We start from the raw sequence: 17,626 nt of genomic DNA on the forward strand, positions 1-17,626 counted from the left end.
GATGGGCACTTCAGAATATGATCCGGCGCTGGCGACCGGCAGCCTTGGAACGCCGGGCGCAACGTTGGTGCGAAGCGTGCGCTGAAACCGAAACAGATATGGGGCATCCGCTTCTATCTGGATCATCATCGTCGCCTTCGCGACCGAGCGCTGTTCGATGTCGCGATCGACAGCAAACTTCGGGGGTGCGACGTCGTACGCCTCAAAATCGGCGACATCGTTAGCGGTGGCCAGATCCGAACGCGGGCCACCGTGACGCAAACGAAGACTGGGAGGCCGGTGCAGTTCGAGTTGCTGTCGGATGCTCGAGCCTGGTTGCAGCGTCGCGGCGGTGCGCTGGGCGCCTATGTTTTCCCGAGCCGCGTCGATCATTCCGACCACCTTAGCACGCGGCGATACGCTCTCCGTCGACGAGTGGGTAACTGGCGTCGGGCTTCGGCGCGAGGACTATGGTACGCACTCCCCGAGGCGGACCAAGGCGTCGATCATTTACAAGGCGACCGGAAATCTGAGGGCAGTCCGGATCCTGCTCGGTCACAGTAAGATCGACAACACGGTTCGGTATCTCGGTGTCGATGTTGCCCCGACCCTCGCGGAGGGCACTGGAATTTGAAGGCGTCGGCTCTTCGCCAGCAGCGAGGAGCCGATCCGCTCCGCGCCCAATCCCGGCCGTTCCCGAGCTTTGAGCGCTTCCTAATAGCCGACGGCCAGCTCTCACGCCTGGCAGTGCAAGCTAGAGATGACCGGTGGCTTCGCTTGGTCAGCACTTGGTCGACACCCACAAACGGGATAGCTGGATCGCCGCTCAAATGATCAGGATCCGGCGCTTTTCTAGGGTTTGGGTAATCGCCGTATCTTCCGAAGACTCGCACGTTAATTAATATGTAAATGCGAATTTGACTTGTGGCCTGTTTGCCTAGCTATGGATTTATCCGAATATTGTATATAAGGCGACCAACAGGCGAATGAACGGCATTTCGTATCGCTTTATTAGGAAAAATATCATGTCGGACGAGAAGGCGATCGATCTTGCGTACCGGATATTGAAACCCGGGCCCAAGAAGATGCTGTCGATCGACGGAGGCGGGATCCGCGGCGTGCTATCGCTCGGGATTCTGGCGGCGATCGAGCAGGAGCTGAAGAATTTGAGCGGCAAGCCCGAGTTCGTTCTGGCAGATTATTTCGACTACATCGCTGGCACCAGCACCGGCGGCATCATTGCCGCGGGGCTTTCCTGTGGCCTGACGGTTGAAGAGGTCCTCGCCTTTTATCGAAACAACGGTGCCGCGATGTTCGAGCCGGCGTCGCTTTTGCGCCGCCTGAGGTATCATTTTGAGTCCGAGCCCCTGGCCGTGCAGCTACAGAAGGTTTTCGGTAGGGATACCCGACTGGGCTCGAACCGGCTTCGCACGCTGCTTCTGCTGGTGATGCGCAATGCGACGACCGATTCGCCATGGCCGATCTCGAACAATCCATTCGCCAAATACAACAGGACAGACCGGGACGACTGCAATCTAAGCCTGCCGCTCTGGCAGCTGATCCGGGCGAGCACCGCCGCGCCCACCTATTTCCCGCCCGAGGTCATCACGATCAACAAGACCGGCGCGCAGAAGGATTTCGTATTCGTCGACGGTGGCGTCACAACCTATAACAATCCTGCTTTCCAGATGGCGCTGATGGCGACTTCCGAATGCTACTGGCCGTTCGCACCGGCGGAGAGCCAGGGCTGGGTGACCGGTGACGATAAGCTGCTGCTCGTCTCGATCGGCACCGGATCGAGCCCGGATGCGCATGCCGACCTCGCGCCGCGCGACATGAACCTGCTGTTCAACGCGGGCACAATCCCGTCCGCGTTGATGTTCGCTGCGCTCAACGAGCAGGATACGCTGTGTCGGATGTTCGGCAACTGTGTTGCGGGCGACCTGATCGACCGCGAATTGGGCGACCTCCACGGCGCGCGTGGCCCGTCGGGGCAGAAACTGTTCCGCTATGCCCGCTACAACGCCGATCTCTCGCGGGAAGGGCTGGACGCGCTCGGACTCCACAAAATCGATCCCGAGCGCGTGAAGCGCATGGACGCGACCGATACGATCAAGGATCTGCTCGATATCGGCAAGGCTGTTGCGAAGCAGAAGCTCAGGATCGCAGACTGGAATCCGGGGGTTTTCACGCCCTGACTATCGCGGCGCGCTCTAATTCGATCCTGGCGTCTGCGCTGCCCGGAGCTGTTGGAGATAAGTGTCGTAGCGTCGCTTGACGGTGCTCAATCCAACTTGGGACGAGCCATTCACGTATCGCCAGATCGCAGTGATGCCGCCGGAATCGGAGATCGCCGAGCATTTGCAGGACTGCCAGTCGTTGAGCGCCTGTCTCGCCGCGACCGTGGGGTCTGCGAGCAAGTCCGGATCATTGACGAGATCTATGCCCAACGGTTGACCTGCTCTCCGATAAAGGTCTCGGCCGGCGATCTGAACCAACCCACGCCCTCGGTAACGCCAGCCGTCGCCGCTGGCCTCGTCGCCATTACCAAACTTATTGGCATACAGATGGTTGGCGATCCCTTCAGGGTTGCCCGCATAGCTGGCCGCCTGCTCCGCATTGAAAGAGAACGGAAAAAGCGCCAGCAGCTGATCGGAACGGTAGTTCAGATTTTCCGTGAGGGTTGTGAAGTCAGCTGTATTCTGGGCAGTCACCGCAAGGAACGCTGCCATTCGTTCCGGTGTTGTCAAACCCGCGGCCTGAGCCCCACCATGGATGACGGCGCCGAGTGGTATCTCATATTGAGAACCTTTGGTCTGGAGAATTCGCGAGACCGCGTCATCGAAAGACAGGATCGTTTGCTGTGGTGGAGTGCCGGTGGTGGTCGGCACCACCTCGACACCACCCCCCGTTCCGGTAACGACCGGCGCAACATGCCCCCCCGGGGGCAGGTCGACTGCACGAGGCGGGGTTGTGCGTTTGCCGCGTCCAGCGATCGTGCGTCGCGGTGCCTTGGCAGAGGGGTTTCCCACTAGGGAGACGGGCGGCGGCGGTGCCTCCGCCGCTATCACCGTCCATGATGTCACCACTGGCCCGAGGTTGAGTTCTTTCATCGCAACTGCGGGACCGGTCGCGAGCGTCCCATTCATCACATCGCCGCGCACCGCCGTGCCGTCATCGGCGATGGCGACGAAGCCTGTGCCCGCAGCCCGGATCAGGCGCGCGCCGCCCGGCAGCGGGGTCTGCAGGACGGTGTCGCCGGCGATCTGCCAGGTCGTCTGACCCGCCGCCTTGACGAGGGCGACTATCCGCCCGTCGGCCAGCGAGGCGACGATCGTGTCTTTGCCGATCCCCTCGATCGCCGTCACGCGGGGCCAATCGCCGTCGATCCTCTGGTACGGCCCGCCCTCCGGCGGGATGATGCCGATCCAGCCGCGGCCATCGGCACCGACGCGGGTGAAGGCCAGCGATCCGTCGCTCGCGAAGGCAAGGCGCGGGGCGGCGATCGCGTCCGGCTTCGCATCGCTCCGAGGCGGGTCCCAATTGTCGAGCCCGCCACGCGGCAGCATCTGGATGGATCCGTCCGTCATGCCGACCGCGAGACGGATCGCCCCGGACGCGCCGGACACCGCCAGCGCGACGATACGATTCTCCTCCGGGCCTTGCCCTGGCAGAGCCGGATCGGAAGGTGCCGCGTTCCAGATCTCGGCTTTTCCCCGCCCGTCGATCGGCTGCACGATGACAGCGTGGCCATTCTTCGTCGTGCTCGCGGCAAGCCCCCCGGCCGAGACCCCGATCACGCGGTCGACGTCCGGCGTGGAATCGACGATCTGGCGATCGGCGTGGGAACGCCATGCAAGCCACGCGCCCGGAACGAGCAGCAAGAGGGCCAACACCAGCGGCATGCCCGCCATGGCAGGCCGGGCGCGGCGCATCCGGCTCTCGTCGCTCTCGATCCTCGCGAAGGGATGCCGCGACCGCCAGCAGATTGCCACGAAGGACGCCAGACTGGCGATCGCCACGACCGCCGGCCCGACACAGGCGTGCACAGCCTCTGCGGCGCCGACGATCAGCAGGACGAGCAGGACCTGCAGGGGCACGGTGAACAGGGCGAACCAGCGTCGCGGCGGCAGCTCCCTGCCACCGAGCCGGCGATAGACGGCGGGCGCAAGCATCAGCAATACAAGCAGGCTCAGATCCGTCGCGAGCGGGGCGTCGATCGAGCCAATACGGAGGGCGGACAAGTACGGCAGGTTGATCAGGGTTGCCCCGATGGATGCCAGGCCCAGCACCAGCAGCATGGGTGCGAGCCGGATCAAGGCCGCCCGCGCTCCGCGCCAGACCGTCATTGGCCGCATCAGCATGACGGAAACGATCGCCCCCATGCCGACCGCTGCGGCACCGAGCCACAGCCCGCGCGACGGCGGGCCGGAACTCTGCCCGGGCGCCGCGCAATAAGCCGCGATCCCGTAGCCGAGCGCAATCACCACCGTGCCGATCAACAGCCAGTCGAGTTCCTTGAACCTCTCGACCAGAGTCCGCGCGCGCTCGCGCGGAATGACGATCTCGAAATCCTCGGGTTCACCCTGCCGCAGGAATTCGAGCAGTACCTCGTCGTCCAGCACGCGATCCGGCGCGGGATCGACGTTGCGCTCCTCGCCGAAGCGACTGCGGTTACCGGCAACGCGGCCGGTATCCGCGCGCGCACTTTGGATCAGCGTCACCAACGCCGCGCGAACCTCGGTCGCGCGTGCCGGGGCAAAGCTCTCCAGCATGGCACGCCGCAACCAGACCGGGATGCGGCCCAGCCGAACCCAGGGCAGGCGCGTGATCATCGCCAGCCGCCGTGGCGTGTAGAGCGGAGGAGAAGTGCGATCGTCCGCCTTCTCCCGGAGCCGCTGGCCGAGATAGAGCGCGAGATCGAAAGTCGCGACCGGATACATCGCCATCGCACAGAGCCATTCGAACGCCGGCCCATCGAGATACCATGAGAGCTCGTCGAGGATCGTGGCCGCGCGCGCAGCTTCGCTTTTGCCCTCGCTCTCCCCGTCGTCGTCGCTCCTGTAGGACACGTCGTCCAGCAGCGTCCTCAGGCTGTCCGGCAGCGGCGGAGCGCGCTCGTCCCCCGAACTGTCGAGCGGCACGAGGCGATCGGGATGGTCGGCAAGAAGCCGGCGCGCGAAGGAGACCAGTCCGCCGCTCGTCGCACGGCCTACCGGCACGCCCAGCGCCTGTGCCATGAGCAGTTCGTCGCGCGCCCATTCGGCACGCGGAACCGGTGTCAGCAGGCCGCGCCTGCGCCAGTGGGCGAGCTCCGCATAGCCGCCCCGCGCCCGTCCGTTCGCCAGATCGATGAGCGCCTCGCCCGCCGTGAGCACCAGCAGGCGATGGAACGGAAATTGCGCCCGCATTTGCCGGATGTGCAGGGTGGCATCACCGTTCTGCGGATAGACCCAGGACGGATCGCCGTCGTAGAAATAGGTATCGATGCCGACGCCGCCGAATTGGAGCGGGGCGATCAGCGCGGTGAGGCGATCGGCCTCCAGATCGTTCACCGCGTGCCGATCGATCAGGACGAGATAATCGGGGGTCTGGCGCTGCAGGCCGAAGCGCGGCCGGTCGACCACCCCGCCCCCGGCGATGGTCGCCCGGATCGTGGCGGGAATATCCATCACGCGCGTCGGCCGGGCCTCACGGCGTTGCATGAGGCGGCGGGCTTCCCGGAAGTGATCGGGTGCGCCGGGCGGCGCATCAGGCAGCGATCGCAGCAGCGGGGACTGGTGGGGCCGCACCCGGGGCTGCCGATGTCTGAGGAACGCCCGATGCGGATCGAGCAGATGCAGGATGACAGGGGCGAAGAACACCGCCACCGCGATGGCGACAAGAATCGCCACGTGAGACGCGACGTGCCCGACCGCCGGTGGTTGCGACCGCCACGGGGCATTGGGCGGGCTCCACCCGGTCGCGATGGAGAAGGCGCGCGCGGTGATGCTGGCATCGGGCGCATATTTCGCGAAGCAACGCTGCAGATCAGCCGCCTGGCTCGCTCGACCGGCGTCCGCGGCCCGCACATTGTCGCACCCTTGCGCCTGCCATTCCGACTGGTGCAGGAGCGCGAGGTTTATCGCCGGATTGCCGATATTCCCAAGCGTATCTGAGGGAAAACTCCTGTCGATGGCCGTGGCGATCGATGCCGTATCGAAGGACCCCGGCTGCTCGATCTGCTGGATCGCCCAGGCGATGCGCACCGGTGCATTCATCCGGTCACCGCCAGGCAGCTGCGTGAGCGCGCCAGCGGGGCCGATCGCGATAGGCGTCTCGGTGGGCAGGCCGGTGATGTCGCGGAGCCGACGCAGATATTCCACGGCGGTGATTGGCTGCGGCGCGTTGGGTGCCAGCGAGCGCGCAAGCTCCGCCAGTGTCGGCGCCCCGTCGCGAAGCTCCGACGCCTGGATCAGCCGCGCGACGCCGCCGGGCGATCCAGCGGCAGGCCGCGGTGCCGGAACCGTTTCCGGATGCACGACTGGCGGCGGTGACGGCGGCGTGTTCGGCGAATTTGGATCGGATGACGATGCTTTCACGGCCTGTGCGACGGTGAGGGGAGTGTGCGGTTGCTGGCTGATGCGCTTCCCGATCCACAAGGCGAAGGGCAGCAGCAGCAGCAGGATGAGGATGATCGGATGTCGTGCAGTCCATGAGCGGAAACGAGCGAACGGTCCGGGTTTCTTTTCGACCAGCGGCTCCGTATCGGTCGACACCGGAGGCGACGCGATCGACGCATCCCCGCGAAGGGGAGCGGCCGGCGCTCTTCTTTCGAATATCCGCGCAAGAGCGCCGCGTTCCTCCACGCTGCGCGCCAGCAATGGCGACAGATAGGGCGCGAAATCGGAGAGGGTTCGAAAAGGCCGGTCGGACCCGGCTCGCGCGAGCAGCGTCAGCATGATCTGGCGCGCACTCGTCTCCTCTTCCGGCCCGATAGCAAAGGTTGGCATCCGGTTGGCCCGCAACGCGCGAAGCAGGATGTCGAACTCGCGCGCGAGCTCCACCGGTATTTCGGCCGCCGGCCGATCTATCGTGACCGTCCCGGCAAATCCGGCGGCGGGCCCGGGGAAAGGGTCGGGCGGCGGGTCCTCCGGCACGATCGCCTCAGCCTGCTTTCGGCATGGCGGTCTTGAGTTCGGCGGCTATCCGCCGCTGGGCATCGACGGTCTTGGCGAGCACGATCTCGATCGTTTCGATCAGCCCCCCGGCTTGCCTAGCGAGGGGCTGCTTGGGGTCCAGCCTGCGGACGAGCAGCAGCTCCAGCCAGTCGATCAGCTCGGCGGTGCTCGGCCCCTCGGTCGACGCCCTGCCACGCAGCTTGTAGAAAAGCGCGACGGCATCCCTGATCGCGACCGGCAGATCGTCTCCCGGCTTCAGATTGAGCCGGTGGGCCAGCGCCGAGGTAACGATCTCCCGCATTTCCTCTTCCGTCGGGAATTCGATGTAGAAGAACAGGCAGCGGCGCAGGAAAGCGGCTGGCAGGCCGCGTTCGTCGTTCGAGGTGATGATCACGATCGGGCGATATTTCGGGTCGATCGCATCGCCTTCGCCGCCGGGCGAGATGGCGTTGCCCAGCTCCGGCACCTTGAAATAGAGCCGGTCGATCTCGTTGAGCAGATCATTGGGGAAATCGCGCGGCGCCTTGTCGATCTCGTCGATCAGGACGACGGTGCGCCGGCGAAGGCGCGCCTTTCCGTCACCTTTCTTGTCGTCTGCCAGGCCGAGCAGCGCCTCGACCCGGGGATGATCGCGCGGAAACGCGTCGAGTATGGCCGTACCGAGCGCCTGAAAGGTGATGAACTGCCGCGCATCAAACGGCTCGGTGCCGGATTTGAAGGCCGAGAGGTTGTCGTAGGTATAGAACAGGTCGCGCGCCTCGCTGGTCGATTTCGTCTCGAATTTGCGGAAGGCGCAGGAGAGGTTGGCGGCGAGCTCGGGTGCGAGCTGGGTCTTGCCCGTGCCCGGCGGACCCATCAGCAGCAGCGGCTTGCCAAGGATCAGCGCGGTATCCACCGCCTTGCGCAAGCCGTCCGAGGGGCGGTAGCTGCCGGTCGGCGGGGTGCGATCGATCGTCCCGATCTGCGTCCCCTGGACGGGATCCACATCCTTTAGACCGAGCGTGAAGTAGTTGATCGCCGCCATCTTGTCCTCCACCGTTTTTCGGGTGCTCAATCCGTCAGTGCTTTTTTCATGACCTTGACGAACGCCTCGTAATTGACGCCGAAATTCACCGCATCGTCGTCGCCATAGAGCTCACCGTTGATTGCGTCCAAGATCAGATCGCGCCGCTGGGGACTGACGATCGTCTCGGCGAGATTTTCGGCCCACGATTGCGCATGGCTGAGCTTGACCGGTCTGGTCAGATCGGGAAGGTCGAAACGTACCTCGATCGGCGGCGCGCCTTTGCTCGCCTCCCGCAATTGCCGCAATATGAATGCGTTGCGTTCGCGCTCGGTGGCATTCTCATCCTCCGTCGGCGGCCAGTCCTCCCAGCCGGGCTTTGCCCGCTTGAGGAACAGGCTTAGGAACGGCACGATCTTCGTGGCCGGCGCCTCTTCCGAGAAGTCGGACCAATAGCGCAGCCAGTCGGCAATCTGGACGGTGGACAGGTCGCGCACCAGGATATCGCACCGCGAATGGGCAACCACCCAATGACCGATCTTTCCGATCTGTTCCTGCACACTCTGCACGCCGGCGCTGATCGAACCGCAGATGCCGCTCCCAACATTCTCGGCATAGCTGCGGACAAAGGCGTCGTCTTTGATCGGGCCCTCTGGCCAGCTGATGTTCTTGAGCGTGAAATGATCCTCGCTGCCCGAGCCGTCGTCACTGAGGCCCAGCGCCTTCATGAAGCCGTTCGGAGTTTCGTTGAGCGGGCCGACCACGATCACCGGCACGATGCCCCGCCCGTTCCTGATCCGATCGCAGGATCGCAGGATCGCCTTCCTTTGTTCGTTGCGGGCGACACCGGCCGGCAGCTGCTCGCCGAGCTGGCGCATCCGGTCCTGGGCTGATCCGCCAGCGCGGACGCGATTGATGACGCGATTGATATATTGATCGGACAGACGATCGTAGCCCGCCTCCATCTTGCCTTCCGGGACGTTCCAGAGCTCGAAGACGTCCGTCGTGCGTATCGCCGACGGCAGCTTGCTTATATCGAACTCCTCAATAGCGCAGAGCACGAGTTTGCGGAGCTGGTTAGCGCCCCCCCATTCCAGAACCATCTCACGATGCTCATTGATGACCTCTTTGGAAAGGATCGCGAGCACGCACTCCGCTTCGTCGATCTTGTCCCTGAGTGCCTCGTCCCATTGGTCCTGTGCCTGGGTCCAGAGGGCTTCGATGCCGCATCGGTCGCACATGTCCTTCGTGGAATATTCAGGATCGATCTTTTCCGGATGATCGATGAACAGGGGAAGGCCTCGCATCACCAGGGCGCGAACCAGCGATGCCAACTTAGGCTTGTCCGCCCCGGCGTGGCTCAGGAAGACGGTCACGTCGCCACTCGCCCCGGACAACCGAACATGAATGACACGTTCTCGACTGGCATAATTTTTATCGAATCCCCCGGCGCGACAATTATGCTATGCTTGTCTCTCTAGTAAAAGACGTATTCTTGCGTGCCGATGGCCTTCATGGCGCTGGTGGCGCCCGTAAGGATGGCGTCGGGGAGGGAAGCAATGGTGGCCATGCCGGAGGGTAAGGATGGGCAGGAGCCGAACCTGGTGCCCGCCCCGGTACCCGCCGAACCCGCAGACGACGGGAGGGGCTACCTCTTTCTCGGCTTCTCGATCATCGGCGCAGGATTGCTGGTGGTGGCAGCGATCGTTCTGCACCTACTTGCCCACCTTTCCCTGCACGACGCCATCGCGGCGGGTACGTCTGCGTCCGATCCGGTTGGCGCGGATGTCGTGATGGACGGCCAGACGCCGAACATGCTCACCGCCTCCGCGCAGGGCATGGCGCTCATCGGCGGAGGGGGCGGGACGGCCCGCTCGCCGGATCAGCCTGGCGGTCCGGTGCGGCTGTCGCCCTATCATCACTGGATGCTGTTCGCCGATGCCCGTGGCGGCGTGGCGGCCGTCCGGCCGGGGCCACGCACATTGTCCTACGGCTGGGTCGATCCGGTACTCGCCAACTGGCGTCGCCTTGCCTGGGCGCCTCTCTTCCGGCCCAGCGCGAACCGGGCGCTCGGCATCGTGGCGCAGGTCGAAGCGCTCGATCTGCCGGCGGCCAGCCGCCCGCGCCTCATCGGCCGGGGCCGCGCGTGCAGCGATTGCCCCGAAATGGTGGAGGTCGCGGGCGGCTGGACATTCGATGGCGCACGCCTGTGGCAATCAGGCTGGCACTGGAACGACATGCGCCGCCTGGCACGCATCGACGATCTCGCGATCGGCGCCAAGCCGGTGGCGAGCAGCGTCTGGGGTCAGTGCCAGAAGGATGGTCAATGTGTCGGCCAGCCGACCTCAGGAGATGACGGCAGCCTCCTGATCAAGGATCCCGCGCTCGTAAAGCCGCTGCTGGTGTGGCTGAGCAGCCGGACCGGCCGTAAGATATGGATTGCGAGCCGGGCCGAATCGACCCTGATCGCACCCGATAACGCCGTACCGAGCGAGGGGGAATGGGTCTGTGCGAACCGCGATGCGCAGGCAGATAGTCGATCCTGCTCGATCCGGCGGGGCGCGCGTGGGGCGGATGCGCAGGCTGCAGCGGCGTTTCGAATTGTCGCGGGCGGTCCGGTCCAGACTGCCCAGTCCCGGCCCCTGGTCCCGCCGACGCCCGAGCCGGATGCCGCCGCATCCGGTCCGGCGCCGCGTGTCTATCTCCATATCGCGGCCGAGGCACAGCGTCTGGCGGCTCAGGCGGTCGCAGCGAAGATCGCCGGATTGCCGCTGAACGGGCAGAAGATCGTCGTGCCGGGCATCCAGTTCAGGCCAAATTCACCGCAGATCTCGCAGTTGCGCTGTTTCACGGCCTCCGATTGCGCGCTGGCGCCGTCGCTGCTGGCCGAGATCGGCAAGGCGACGGGTATTACCTTCGATCTCAGCGACCAGTCGGGCCGCTATGCGGACGCGAAGATCCGACCACTGCACTACGAAATCTGGTTCGGCTCGGGCGGAGCCTAGCGTTCGGCGCCGATCAGGGTTCCGCGCCACGCAGGAGATCGTCGATCGCGGCGAGGCAGGCGGCGGCGATTGCCCCTCGCCGGTAGGCGGCCTCGACAGCCGGCCTGAAATCCTCCGGCACGGCGTCGCGCATCCCGCCAGGCATGCCCGGTTCGAGTTCCGCAGCGGCATCGGACGGTTGCCAATTCGACCATTGGCCGTCCTTGAATTGCATGGCCCATGGGCCGGCGTCACCGGAAAGGATCATGCCAGGATGGGCGTCGTTCGCACCGAGGAGTCTGTTCAGATCGGCAGGCTTAGCCGGACCAATCGCCGGCACCACGACGGCTTCGGTCAGGCTTCCCAGTTGCAGGAGCCCTGCGACCGGATCGTCTCCGTCACCCCCCCGCAGCACCTGACCGAACGTGTCCCGATCCGGAATGATCGGCAGCAATATCAGGCTCGCATAGGCGACGACAGCATCCGCCTCGTCACTCCACGCGCCACCATAACGGGCCAAACCCACAGCAAGCGCGGTGGAGGCGTCGGACACGAGCACCACGCCCTTGCCCCGCCGCGACAGCGCCTCGACGATCAGGCCGGCCAGTTCGACGGCATCGGCCGGATCGTCGGTCGTGGGCTCGATCAGCAGGGCGATGCTCATGGCGCTGTCCCGGCGGCAAGATTGGCCAGCATGACAGGCAAGTCCCCTGGTTGACGAAGCTTGAGATTTGCCTTGCCGGCAAGCCACGCCAGGTCGCGGCGGCGATCAACGTTCATGTAGCGATGCTGGCCGAGCAATATCCGATGGCGGTGATGCGGCGCCGCTTCGTCGAGCATACGGGCCTCGCTCGCCGCGCCGGGCCGCCCTGTCGCCAGCAGCGCGGTGTCCGGCCTGAGTCCGAGAACCCCCGATTTTAGCTTGCTCGTGGTAAGGCCGTGATACCGCAGGGAAATCAGCCGGTCGACCAGCGCGCGATATTCAGCGGCACGGACCATCGCCGCGATATTGTAGCGTTTCGTCACGAAATCGGCCGCCACATCCAGATCGGCCGGACTCAACGAGCCGTTGGGCAGCAATGGAGGCAAAGCGTGGCGATCATGCGCCCGTATGCCCGGGCTCTGAGGTGCCTGAGGAATGGTCAGGGCAATCCGGCCGATCCGGCAATGCGCGGCGAGTGCGATCTCCCACTGCGTCCAGCGCGATCGAGGGAGGCCGGCGCTCTCGATGAGGAGCATGGCGCCGGCATCGGTCAGCGCCTCGGCGATCTCTTCGGGAAAGCGTGTGCCCGGCTGCGCCGAAAAGCGATCGACATAGAGACGGAAACCGCGCCGGGTCAGGACATCGGCGAGATCGTCGACCAGCGCCTGCGCGTCGGACCGCACGTAGCTCAGGAACAGCGGCCGATCCCGAGCGATGCCGGCTGCACGCAGGATGTTCGCCGCGACGACGGCATCGTCGCCTGCGTGGCGCAGGATCTGCCAGTTGTCTGGAATCCCCTTGGCCGGCGCGCCGGGCGGGAGGAGCGGCACGATCGCATAGTCGCCGCCTCTTGCCGCCAAACGCTGCGCATATCGTTTGAGGCCGGTCGTGAGGCCCGTCGACGTGCCGACCAGAACTACAAGGTGCTGGCAGGCCGGATCGGACCATGTGGCACAATTCAGGCCACCGGGGCCGTTGCATGGCGTGGAAGATGTTCCCGGCAAGTCGGCGAGCGCTTTATCCAGTTCCGGCGACAACGCATGGAGAACCGGCATCGTCGCGTTCTCGCCAACCAGCAGAATCTGGGTGGATCGCGGAAGCGCGGGAATCCCATAGCGCGTGCAGCTCGTCGCAGAGGAAGAGATATCAATATGTTGCAGAGCGATATCGGCCACGTCGAAATCCTCGCGGATGATTCGTGCTGTTCGAATCTGCACTTAGGATATCATGTTAATCCGATCCGCACACGACCCGAAATTCAAATAGAGATCCTTCATCGTAGAAGATCGGTCTTGAAATCGGAAGAGATATGACGATACATTGCCGCCGTTTTGTTGGCCGAATTTTCAAGAGTTTCTGGGTAACCGATAAAGGAGACAGCGCGATGCCTGAGGGCGCCGAGAAGATCTGCTTCGTCGTGATGGGGTTCGGCCGCAAGACCGACTATGAATCCGGGCGGACGCTGGATCTCGACGCCACCTACGAGGCGATCATCGAGCCAGCCGTGCTATCCCACGGCATGCGATGCATCCGGGCCGACGAGGTCATGCATTCGGGCGTGATAGATCTGCCCATGTACGAGATGCTGTACCATGCCGACCTCGTCATCGCCGACATCTCGACCGGCAACGTAAACGCCATCTACGAGTTGGGGGTTCGCCATGCACTGAAGCCGCGTGCGACGATCATCATGAGCGAGGACAAGGGCCGGGTCTATTTTGATCTCAACCATATCAACACACTCAAATATCGCCATCTCGGCGACGATATCGGCGTCAGGGATGCCAGGACCGCCGAAGCGGCGCTTTCGGCCTTGATCGGGAAGGTTCTGGCCGGCATGGCGACCGACAGCCCGGTTTATACCTTCCTGCCGAAGCTGACGCAGCCGTCTCTCAGCGCTGCGCAGCTGGATAAGCTGGTCGAAAGAGCCGAGATGGCGCAGGACGAGCGCATGAGTCTCATGCGAAAAGGCGAAAGCGCCATCGAAGCGAACCGTTTCGAAGAGGCAAAAGCGGCATTCGCCCGTGCTATCGACCTCAAGGCCGGTGAGCCCGGGGCGATCGTCGAGCCCTATTTGATCCAGCGGCTCGCGCTCGCCACGTACAAGTCGCAGGAGCCGGACAGTATAGAAGCGCTGGTCGCAGCGAGGAAAATCCTGCTGCAACTCGATCCCGAAACCTCCAATGATCCCGAAACGACCGGCCTGATGGGAGCGATCTGCAAGCGATTGTGGCGTCTCACCGGGGAGCGTCGGCAGATCGACCTCGCGATCAGATATTACGGTCGCGGCTTCACGATCAGGAACGACTATTATAACGGCGAGAATCTCGCTTTGTGTTACGAGCTTCGCGCTCCCGGACAGACTGATCCGGACGAGGCGCGGTTCGACCTGATGAGCGCCGTGAAGGTACGCAGCGCGGTGATCGACATCGCCGAAGATCTCGTCCGGTCCTCGACGTTCGAAGAGCGATCCGACCGCAAGTGGATCTTTGCAACGCTGGCGAACTGCTATTTCGCGATCGGCCAGATCGCAAAGGCCGGCGACTACGAGGAAAGGTTCCTGGCGTTCGGTCCGCCTCGATGGGAGTACGAAAGCTTCATGGCCGGCAAACAGGCGGTCATCGCGATCCATGGGATCGACGGCGTGCTGATTTAGCACGAACAAGGCATCATGATCGATGTGCTTGCACGATTCAGCCTTCGAAGGACGGTTGGCGAATTTCGCTGACTGGTCACGGAGTTGCCGTTGGGCTCGCAAGCATGCGTCCATGGCCTGGCGCCAGAAGATCCACTATTCGGAAGAGGGCAGAAACTGGCGCAATTCTGCAGGCAAATTGCAGCCAAAGCAAATCGAAAATCCGAAGGTGAAAGGGTGTGCGGTCTCGTAAAGTTGATCAAACTGTCTTGGCATCTCGTTGAGGGGCGGCCTGCGACGGTGAGCATTCGCGCTGAACCAAAATGCGTCCCGGCCTGGCTCGCGAGCTACCGCTATCCTCGATAGCTTCCTGGAAACCGTCAGTCTCCAAACGGCCAAGAGCTGTCTTAGATCGTGCGAGCGGCGAGCCGGGTTTGCGCTTTTCTCCCACGCAAAGAGACCGTCAATGTATTTGAGATTGATCGCCCCCTGCGTAACAAGAGGAGGCGAATATCGCATTGACGGCAATACAGGTGCGCCAGGCTGAAGCGCGAGAGCGTGGCTACAAGCTAGCGGATCAACTCGGGCTCTATCTCTATGTTACCCCAGCAGGCTCAAAATCTTGGCGTTTCAAATATCGATACGCGGGGCGGGAAGGGGGCTCCGGTTCGGCCTTTTCCCAGACGTCGGGATCAAGGAAGCACGCAGCAAGCGCGATAAGGCCCGCGTCATGCTGCAGTCCGGCATCAACCCGGTTCGGGATCAGGTACAGAATGGCAATCGCCGCTCCCAATCGTGCCGCGTACGTTCGAAGCTTTAGCTCGGGAGTGGCTTTCGGATCACCAGGCGCTCTGGTCGCCTGCCAATGCAGTTCGGGCAAGAAGCCGGCTCGAGAAGCACGTTTTTCCGTTCATTGGCCGAAGGGCCGTTGGAAATGTCGACGGTCAGGCGGTTCTGAACTTGCTGCGAAGCATCGAGGCGCGCGGGTCTATCGAAACGGCTAAGCGGGTTCGGGGATATATCCTGGCAATCCTGAAACGGGGACATGCCAAGGCAATTATCCCGCTTGAGCCAGTGCTCTCCGTTCAATATCTGGTATCAGCGCTGAAACCCACACCGTCGGTAACTCGGCAGCCCGCAATGACCAGGGTCCGCGATCTGTTAGAGCTTCAACAGGCCGCCGATCAGTCCACCGCCAGCAATATGATCAAGCTCGCTTCGAGGTTGCTGTCTCTGACGGTGGTGCGTGTGGGAGCTCTTTGCATGGCGAGATGGTCGGATTTCGAGGGGATCGATTGGGGGCGATGCACGAATCCCAACCTCAATCCGATTTGGCGGATTCCGGCATCGGGCATGAATCGTCAGCGTAGGAACAAGGAGAATCCTGAGTTTGACCACCTCGTCCCTCTGTCCCGACAGGCGATCGAGACGTTGCGTGCCGTTCGGCGTCTCACCGGTGATTTCGAGTTTGTGTTCACCAGTCGACGTTCGTGTCGTGCGCCGATGACGGATGCGGCTCTCAGCTCGCTATACAAAAGAATAAAGGCCGGTCGATATCAGAACCGCATGGTCCCGCGTGGATGGCGATCGGCATTCCCGACTATTCTGAATGAACGCGCCGCTCTGGAGGGACGCGAAGGGGATCGCTTATCGATCGATATGGCTTTAGGCCATCTGCCAATTGGCTTATCGGCCTCAGAATGGACCTATAATCGTGCTAAATATACGAGACCGCGCGCCCCTCTCTTTCAAGCTTGGGCCGACCTGATAAGCGAAGGATGTCCGTGATAAGACGGAAAATATGCAAAAATAATTGATGATAGGGTGGCTTGGGTGCGACTTTCTGGCATCGCAACCGAACTGCCTTATCATATATTCTCACGGATTCTTGGAAAAATATTGGAGTATTTACTGGGGTATCGTGAATAAAAATTTTAAAATATTTTTGCAAATCAACAAATTATCTCCCCTAGCTTCGGTTGCTGTCGGGCCCGCCACAGCGCAATCTCGAGGGATCATAGGCCCTCGGAAACCTTTAGTTTCCGGGGGTTTTTAATATAACGACGCGATATGCGGCGCACCCGATGGACTCTCGCCGATCGACCATGTCCGCCGCGCTTTTCTGTCCCTTGTCCCTCTGTTTGAAAAAATCACCCACTGAACGAACCAGCGTGCGCGATAGTCGCGTCCGCACCCGCGCTTCAGGAACGCTATCTCGCCAAGGCTGCAGCAACGAGTGAGGTCATCCGTGCCGCTTTGCGCGCACGCGGCGACTTCCGGCACGACCCTTATCGCTCAGGCGATGGCGGCGTGGTTCGGCGATCCGGAAATCACCCTCGACAGCCAATTTGGATCGCGTATTTCGTAGCCGGGATAGGTTGAACGAGGCGCCGTCATGAGCCCGGTCGCGTCTGGCTCGCGGTCCAGACTGGCAGGCCTTGCAAGCCATCGATGGTTCGCAGTCAGTTTGGCGTCGATCATTCCGGGATACGAAACGCTCCGGCTCCCGATCTATGATTCCGACGCCGCTCGCTGAAAGTGAAGACACGCATTGCCTTCGTAGGTCGCAACGGGCTGGAATCGTCATGAAGTCTCGTGCCGCCGTCGCGTTCGAAGCCAAGCAGCCGCTCGAGATCGTCGAACTCGATGTTGAAGGCCCGAAGGCGGGCGAGGTGCTGGTCGAGATCATGGCGACGGGCATCTGCCACACCGATGCCTATACGCTGGACGGCCTCGACAGCGAGGGCCTGTTCCCGAGCGTGCTGGGCCACGAAGGCGCCGGCATCGTGCGCGAGGTAGGCGCGGGCGTCACCTCGGTGAAGCCCGGCGATCACGTCATCCCGCTCTACACGCCCGAATGCCGGCAGTGCAAAAGCTGCCTGAGCGGCAAGACCAACCTGTGCACCGCGATCCGCGCCACGCAGGGCAAGGGGCTGATGCCCGACGGCACGACGCGGTTCAGCTACAGGAGCCAGCCGATCTTCCACTACATGGGCTGCTCGACCTTTGCGAACTCCATCGCGCTGCGAGATCGCGGTGGCGAAGATCCGCGAGGACGCGCCGTTCCAGACCAGATGCACGCGGGGACAAGCGTCCGCAGCGTCGTCGTCTTCTACCGGGTAGGATTTGCTCTTCGATCGACAACGCGACCGTTGTCCGATG

Annotated in this window: 9 protein-coding genes and 4 pseudogenes; 8 read left to right on the plus strand and 5 right to left on the minus strand. The window is 63.0% G+C overall.

Annotation, left to right across the window (positions count from 1 at the left end; genetic code table 11):
* Window position 1: 1 nt before the first annotated feature.
* Window positions 2-613 (plus strand): annotated as a pseudogene (locus HZF05_RS21805) (tyrosine-type recombinase/integrase).
* 352 nt (window positions 614-965) lie between these two features.
* Window positions 966-2,177 (plus strand): patatin-like phospholipase family protein, encoded by a 1,212-nt coding sequence (locus tag HZF05_RS07560; RefSeq protein WP_220129759.1) that lies wholly within the window; start codon window positions 966-968, stop codon window positions 2,175-2,177.
* Window positions 2,178-2,192: 15 nt separating this feature from the next.
* Here the strand turns inward: HZF05_RS07560 and HZF05_RS22285 are convergent, their stop codons facing one another.
* The 3 genes from HZF05_RS22285 to HZF05_RS07575 are packed head-to-tail and all read right to left on the minus strand — an operon-like array spanning window position 2,193 to window position 9,518.
* Window positions 2,193-7,118 (minus strand): glycoside hydrolase family 19 protein, encoded by a 4,926-nt coding sequence (locus tag HZF05_RS22285; protein ID WP_220129760.1) that lies wholly within the window; start codon window positions 7,116-7,118, stop codon window positions 2,193-2,195.
* A 7-nt stretch (window positions 7,119-7,125) separates the two neighbouring features.
* Window positions 7,126-8,193, minus strand: a complete 1,068-nt coding sequence (locus HZF05_RS07570; RefSeq protein WP_181638823.1) for an AAA family ATPase — start codon at window positions 8,191-8,193, stop codon at window positions 7,126-7,128.
* The gene (locus tag HZF05_RS07575) at window positions 8,190-9,518 is read right to left on the minus strand and encodes a TIR domain-containing protein (protein WP_160365567.1); all 1,329 of its coding nucleotides are present in this window, start codon (window positions 9,516-9,518) and stop codon (window positions 8,190-8,192) included. The genes HZF05_RS07570 and HZF05_RS07575 overlap by 4 nt, the downstream gene beginning before the upstream one ends.
* A 183-nt stretch (window positions 9,519-9,701) precedes the next feature.
* On the opposite strand from HZF05_RS07575, the gene HZF05_RS07580 reads away from it, so the two are divergent.
* Window positions 9,702-11,147 carry a hypothetical protein gene (locus tag HZF05_RS07580; RefSeq protein ID WP_160365568.1) on the plus strand — a complete coding sequence of 482 codons (1,446 nt, stop codon included), beginning with the start codon at window positions 9,702-9,704 and terminating at the stop codon, window positions 11,145-11,147.
* A 13-nt stretch (window positions 11,148-11,160) separates the two neighbouring features.
* On the opposite strand, the gene HZF05_RS07585 is transcribed toward HZF05_RS07580, so the two are convergent.
* Complete coding sequence (locus HZF05_RS07585; RefSeq protein ID WP_160365569.1) at window positions 11,161-11,790, minus strand: hypothetical protein; 630 nt, start codon at window positions 11,788-11,790, stop codon at window positions 11,161-11,163.
* Window positions 11,787-13,004, minus strand: coding sequence for a TIR domain-containing protein (locus HZF05_RS07590; protein ID WP_160365570.1), 1,218 nt, complete (start codon window positions 13,002-13,004; stop codon window positions 11,787-11,789). Before HZF05_RS07590 ends, HZF05_RS07585 begins: the two co-directional genes overlap by 4 nt.
* A gap of 209 nt (window positions 13,005-13,213) precedes the next feature.
* On the opposite strand from HZF05_RS07590, the gene HZF05_RS07595 reads away from it, so the two are divergent.
* From HZF05_RS07595 to HZF05_RS07610, 5 genes and pseudogenes are all read left to right on the plus strand, one after another.
* Complete coding sequence (locus HZF05_RS07595; protein WP_160365571.1) at window positions 13,214-14,485, plus strand: tetratricopeptide repeat-containing protein; 1,272 nt, start codon at window positions 13,214-13,216, stop codon at window positions 14,483-14,485.
* 497 nt (window positions 14,486-14,982) lie between these two features.
* Window positions 14,983-15,042: pseudogene (locus HZF05_RS22390) on the plus strand (hypothetical protein); the annotation flags it as partial.
* A gap of 20 nt (window positions 15,043-15,062) precedes the next feature.
* Window positions 15,063-15,284, plus strand: a pseudogene (locus HZF05_RS22395) (Arm DNA-binding domain-containing protein); the annotation flags it as partial.
* A complete protein-coding gene (locus HZF05_RS07605; protein WP_246331763.1) occupies window positions 15,260-16,252 on the plus strand; it encodes a tyrosine-type recombinase/integrase in 993 nt (330 codons plus the stop codon). The pseudogene HZF05_RS22395 and the gene HZF05_RS07605, both read left to right, overlap by 25 nt.
* A 797-nt stretch (window positions 16,253-17,049) precedes the next feature.
* Window positions 17,050-17,551, plus strand: a pseudogene (locus HZF05_RS07610) (alcohol dehydrogenase catalytic domain-containing protein); the annotation flags it as partial.
* Between the last annotated feature and the right edge of the window lie 75 nt (window positions 17,552-17,626).

The organism is Sphingomonas chungangi (genome assembly GCF_013778325.1).
Classification (GTDB): Bacteria; Pseudomonadota; Alphaproteobacteria; order Sphingomonadales; family Sphingomonadaceae; genus Solisphingomonas; species Solisphingomonas chungangi.

Coding starts and splice junctions, on each gene's coding strand:
- HZF05_RS07560 (WP_220129759.1), top strand. CDS start 966: ATGAACGGCATTTCGTATCGCTTTATTAGGAAAAATATCATGTCGGAC.
- HZF05_RS07595 (WP_160365571.1), top strand. CDS start 13,214: ATGCCTGAGGGCGCCGAGAAGATCTGCTTCGTCGTGATGGGGTTCGGC.
- HZF05_RS07580 (WP_160365568.1), top strand. CDS start 9,702: ATGGTGGCCATGCCGGAGGGTAAGGATGGGCAGGAGCCGAACCTGGTG.
- HZF05_RS07585 (WP_160365569.1), bottom strand. CDS start 11,790: ATGAGCATCGCCCTGCTGATCGAGCCCACGACCGACGATCCGGCCGAT.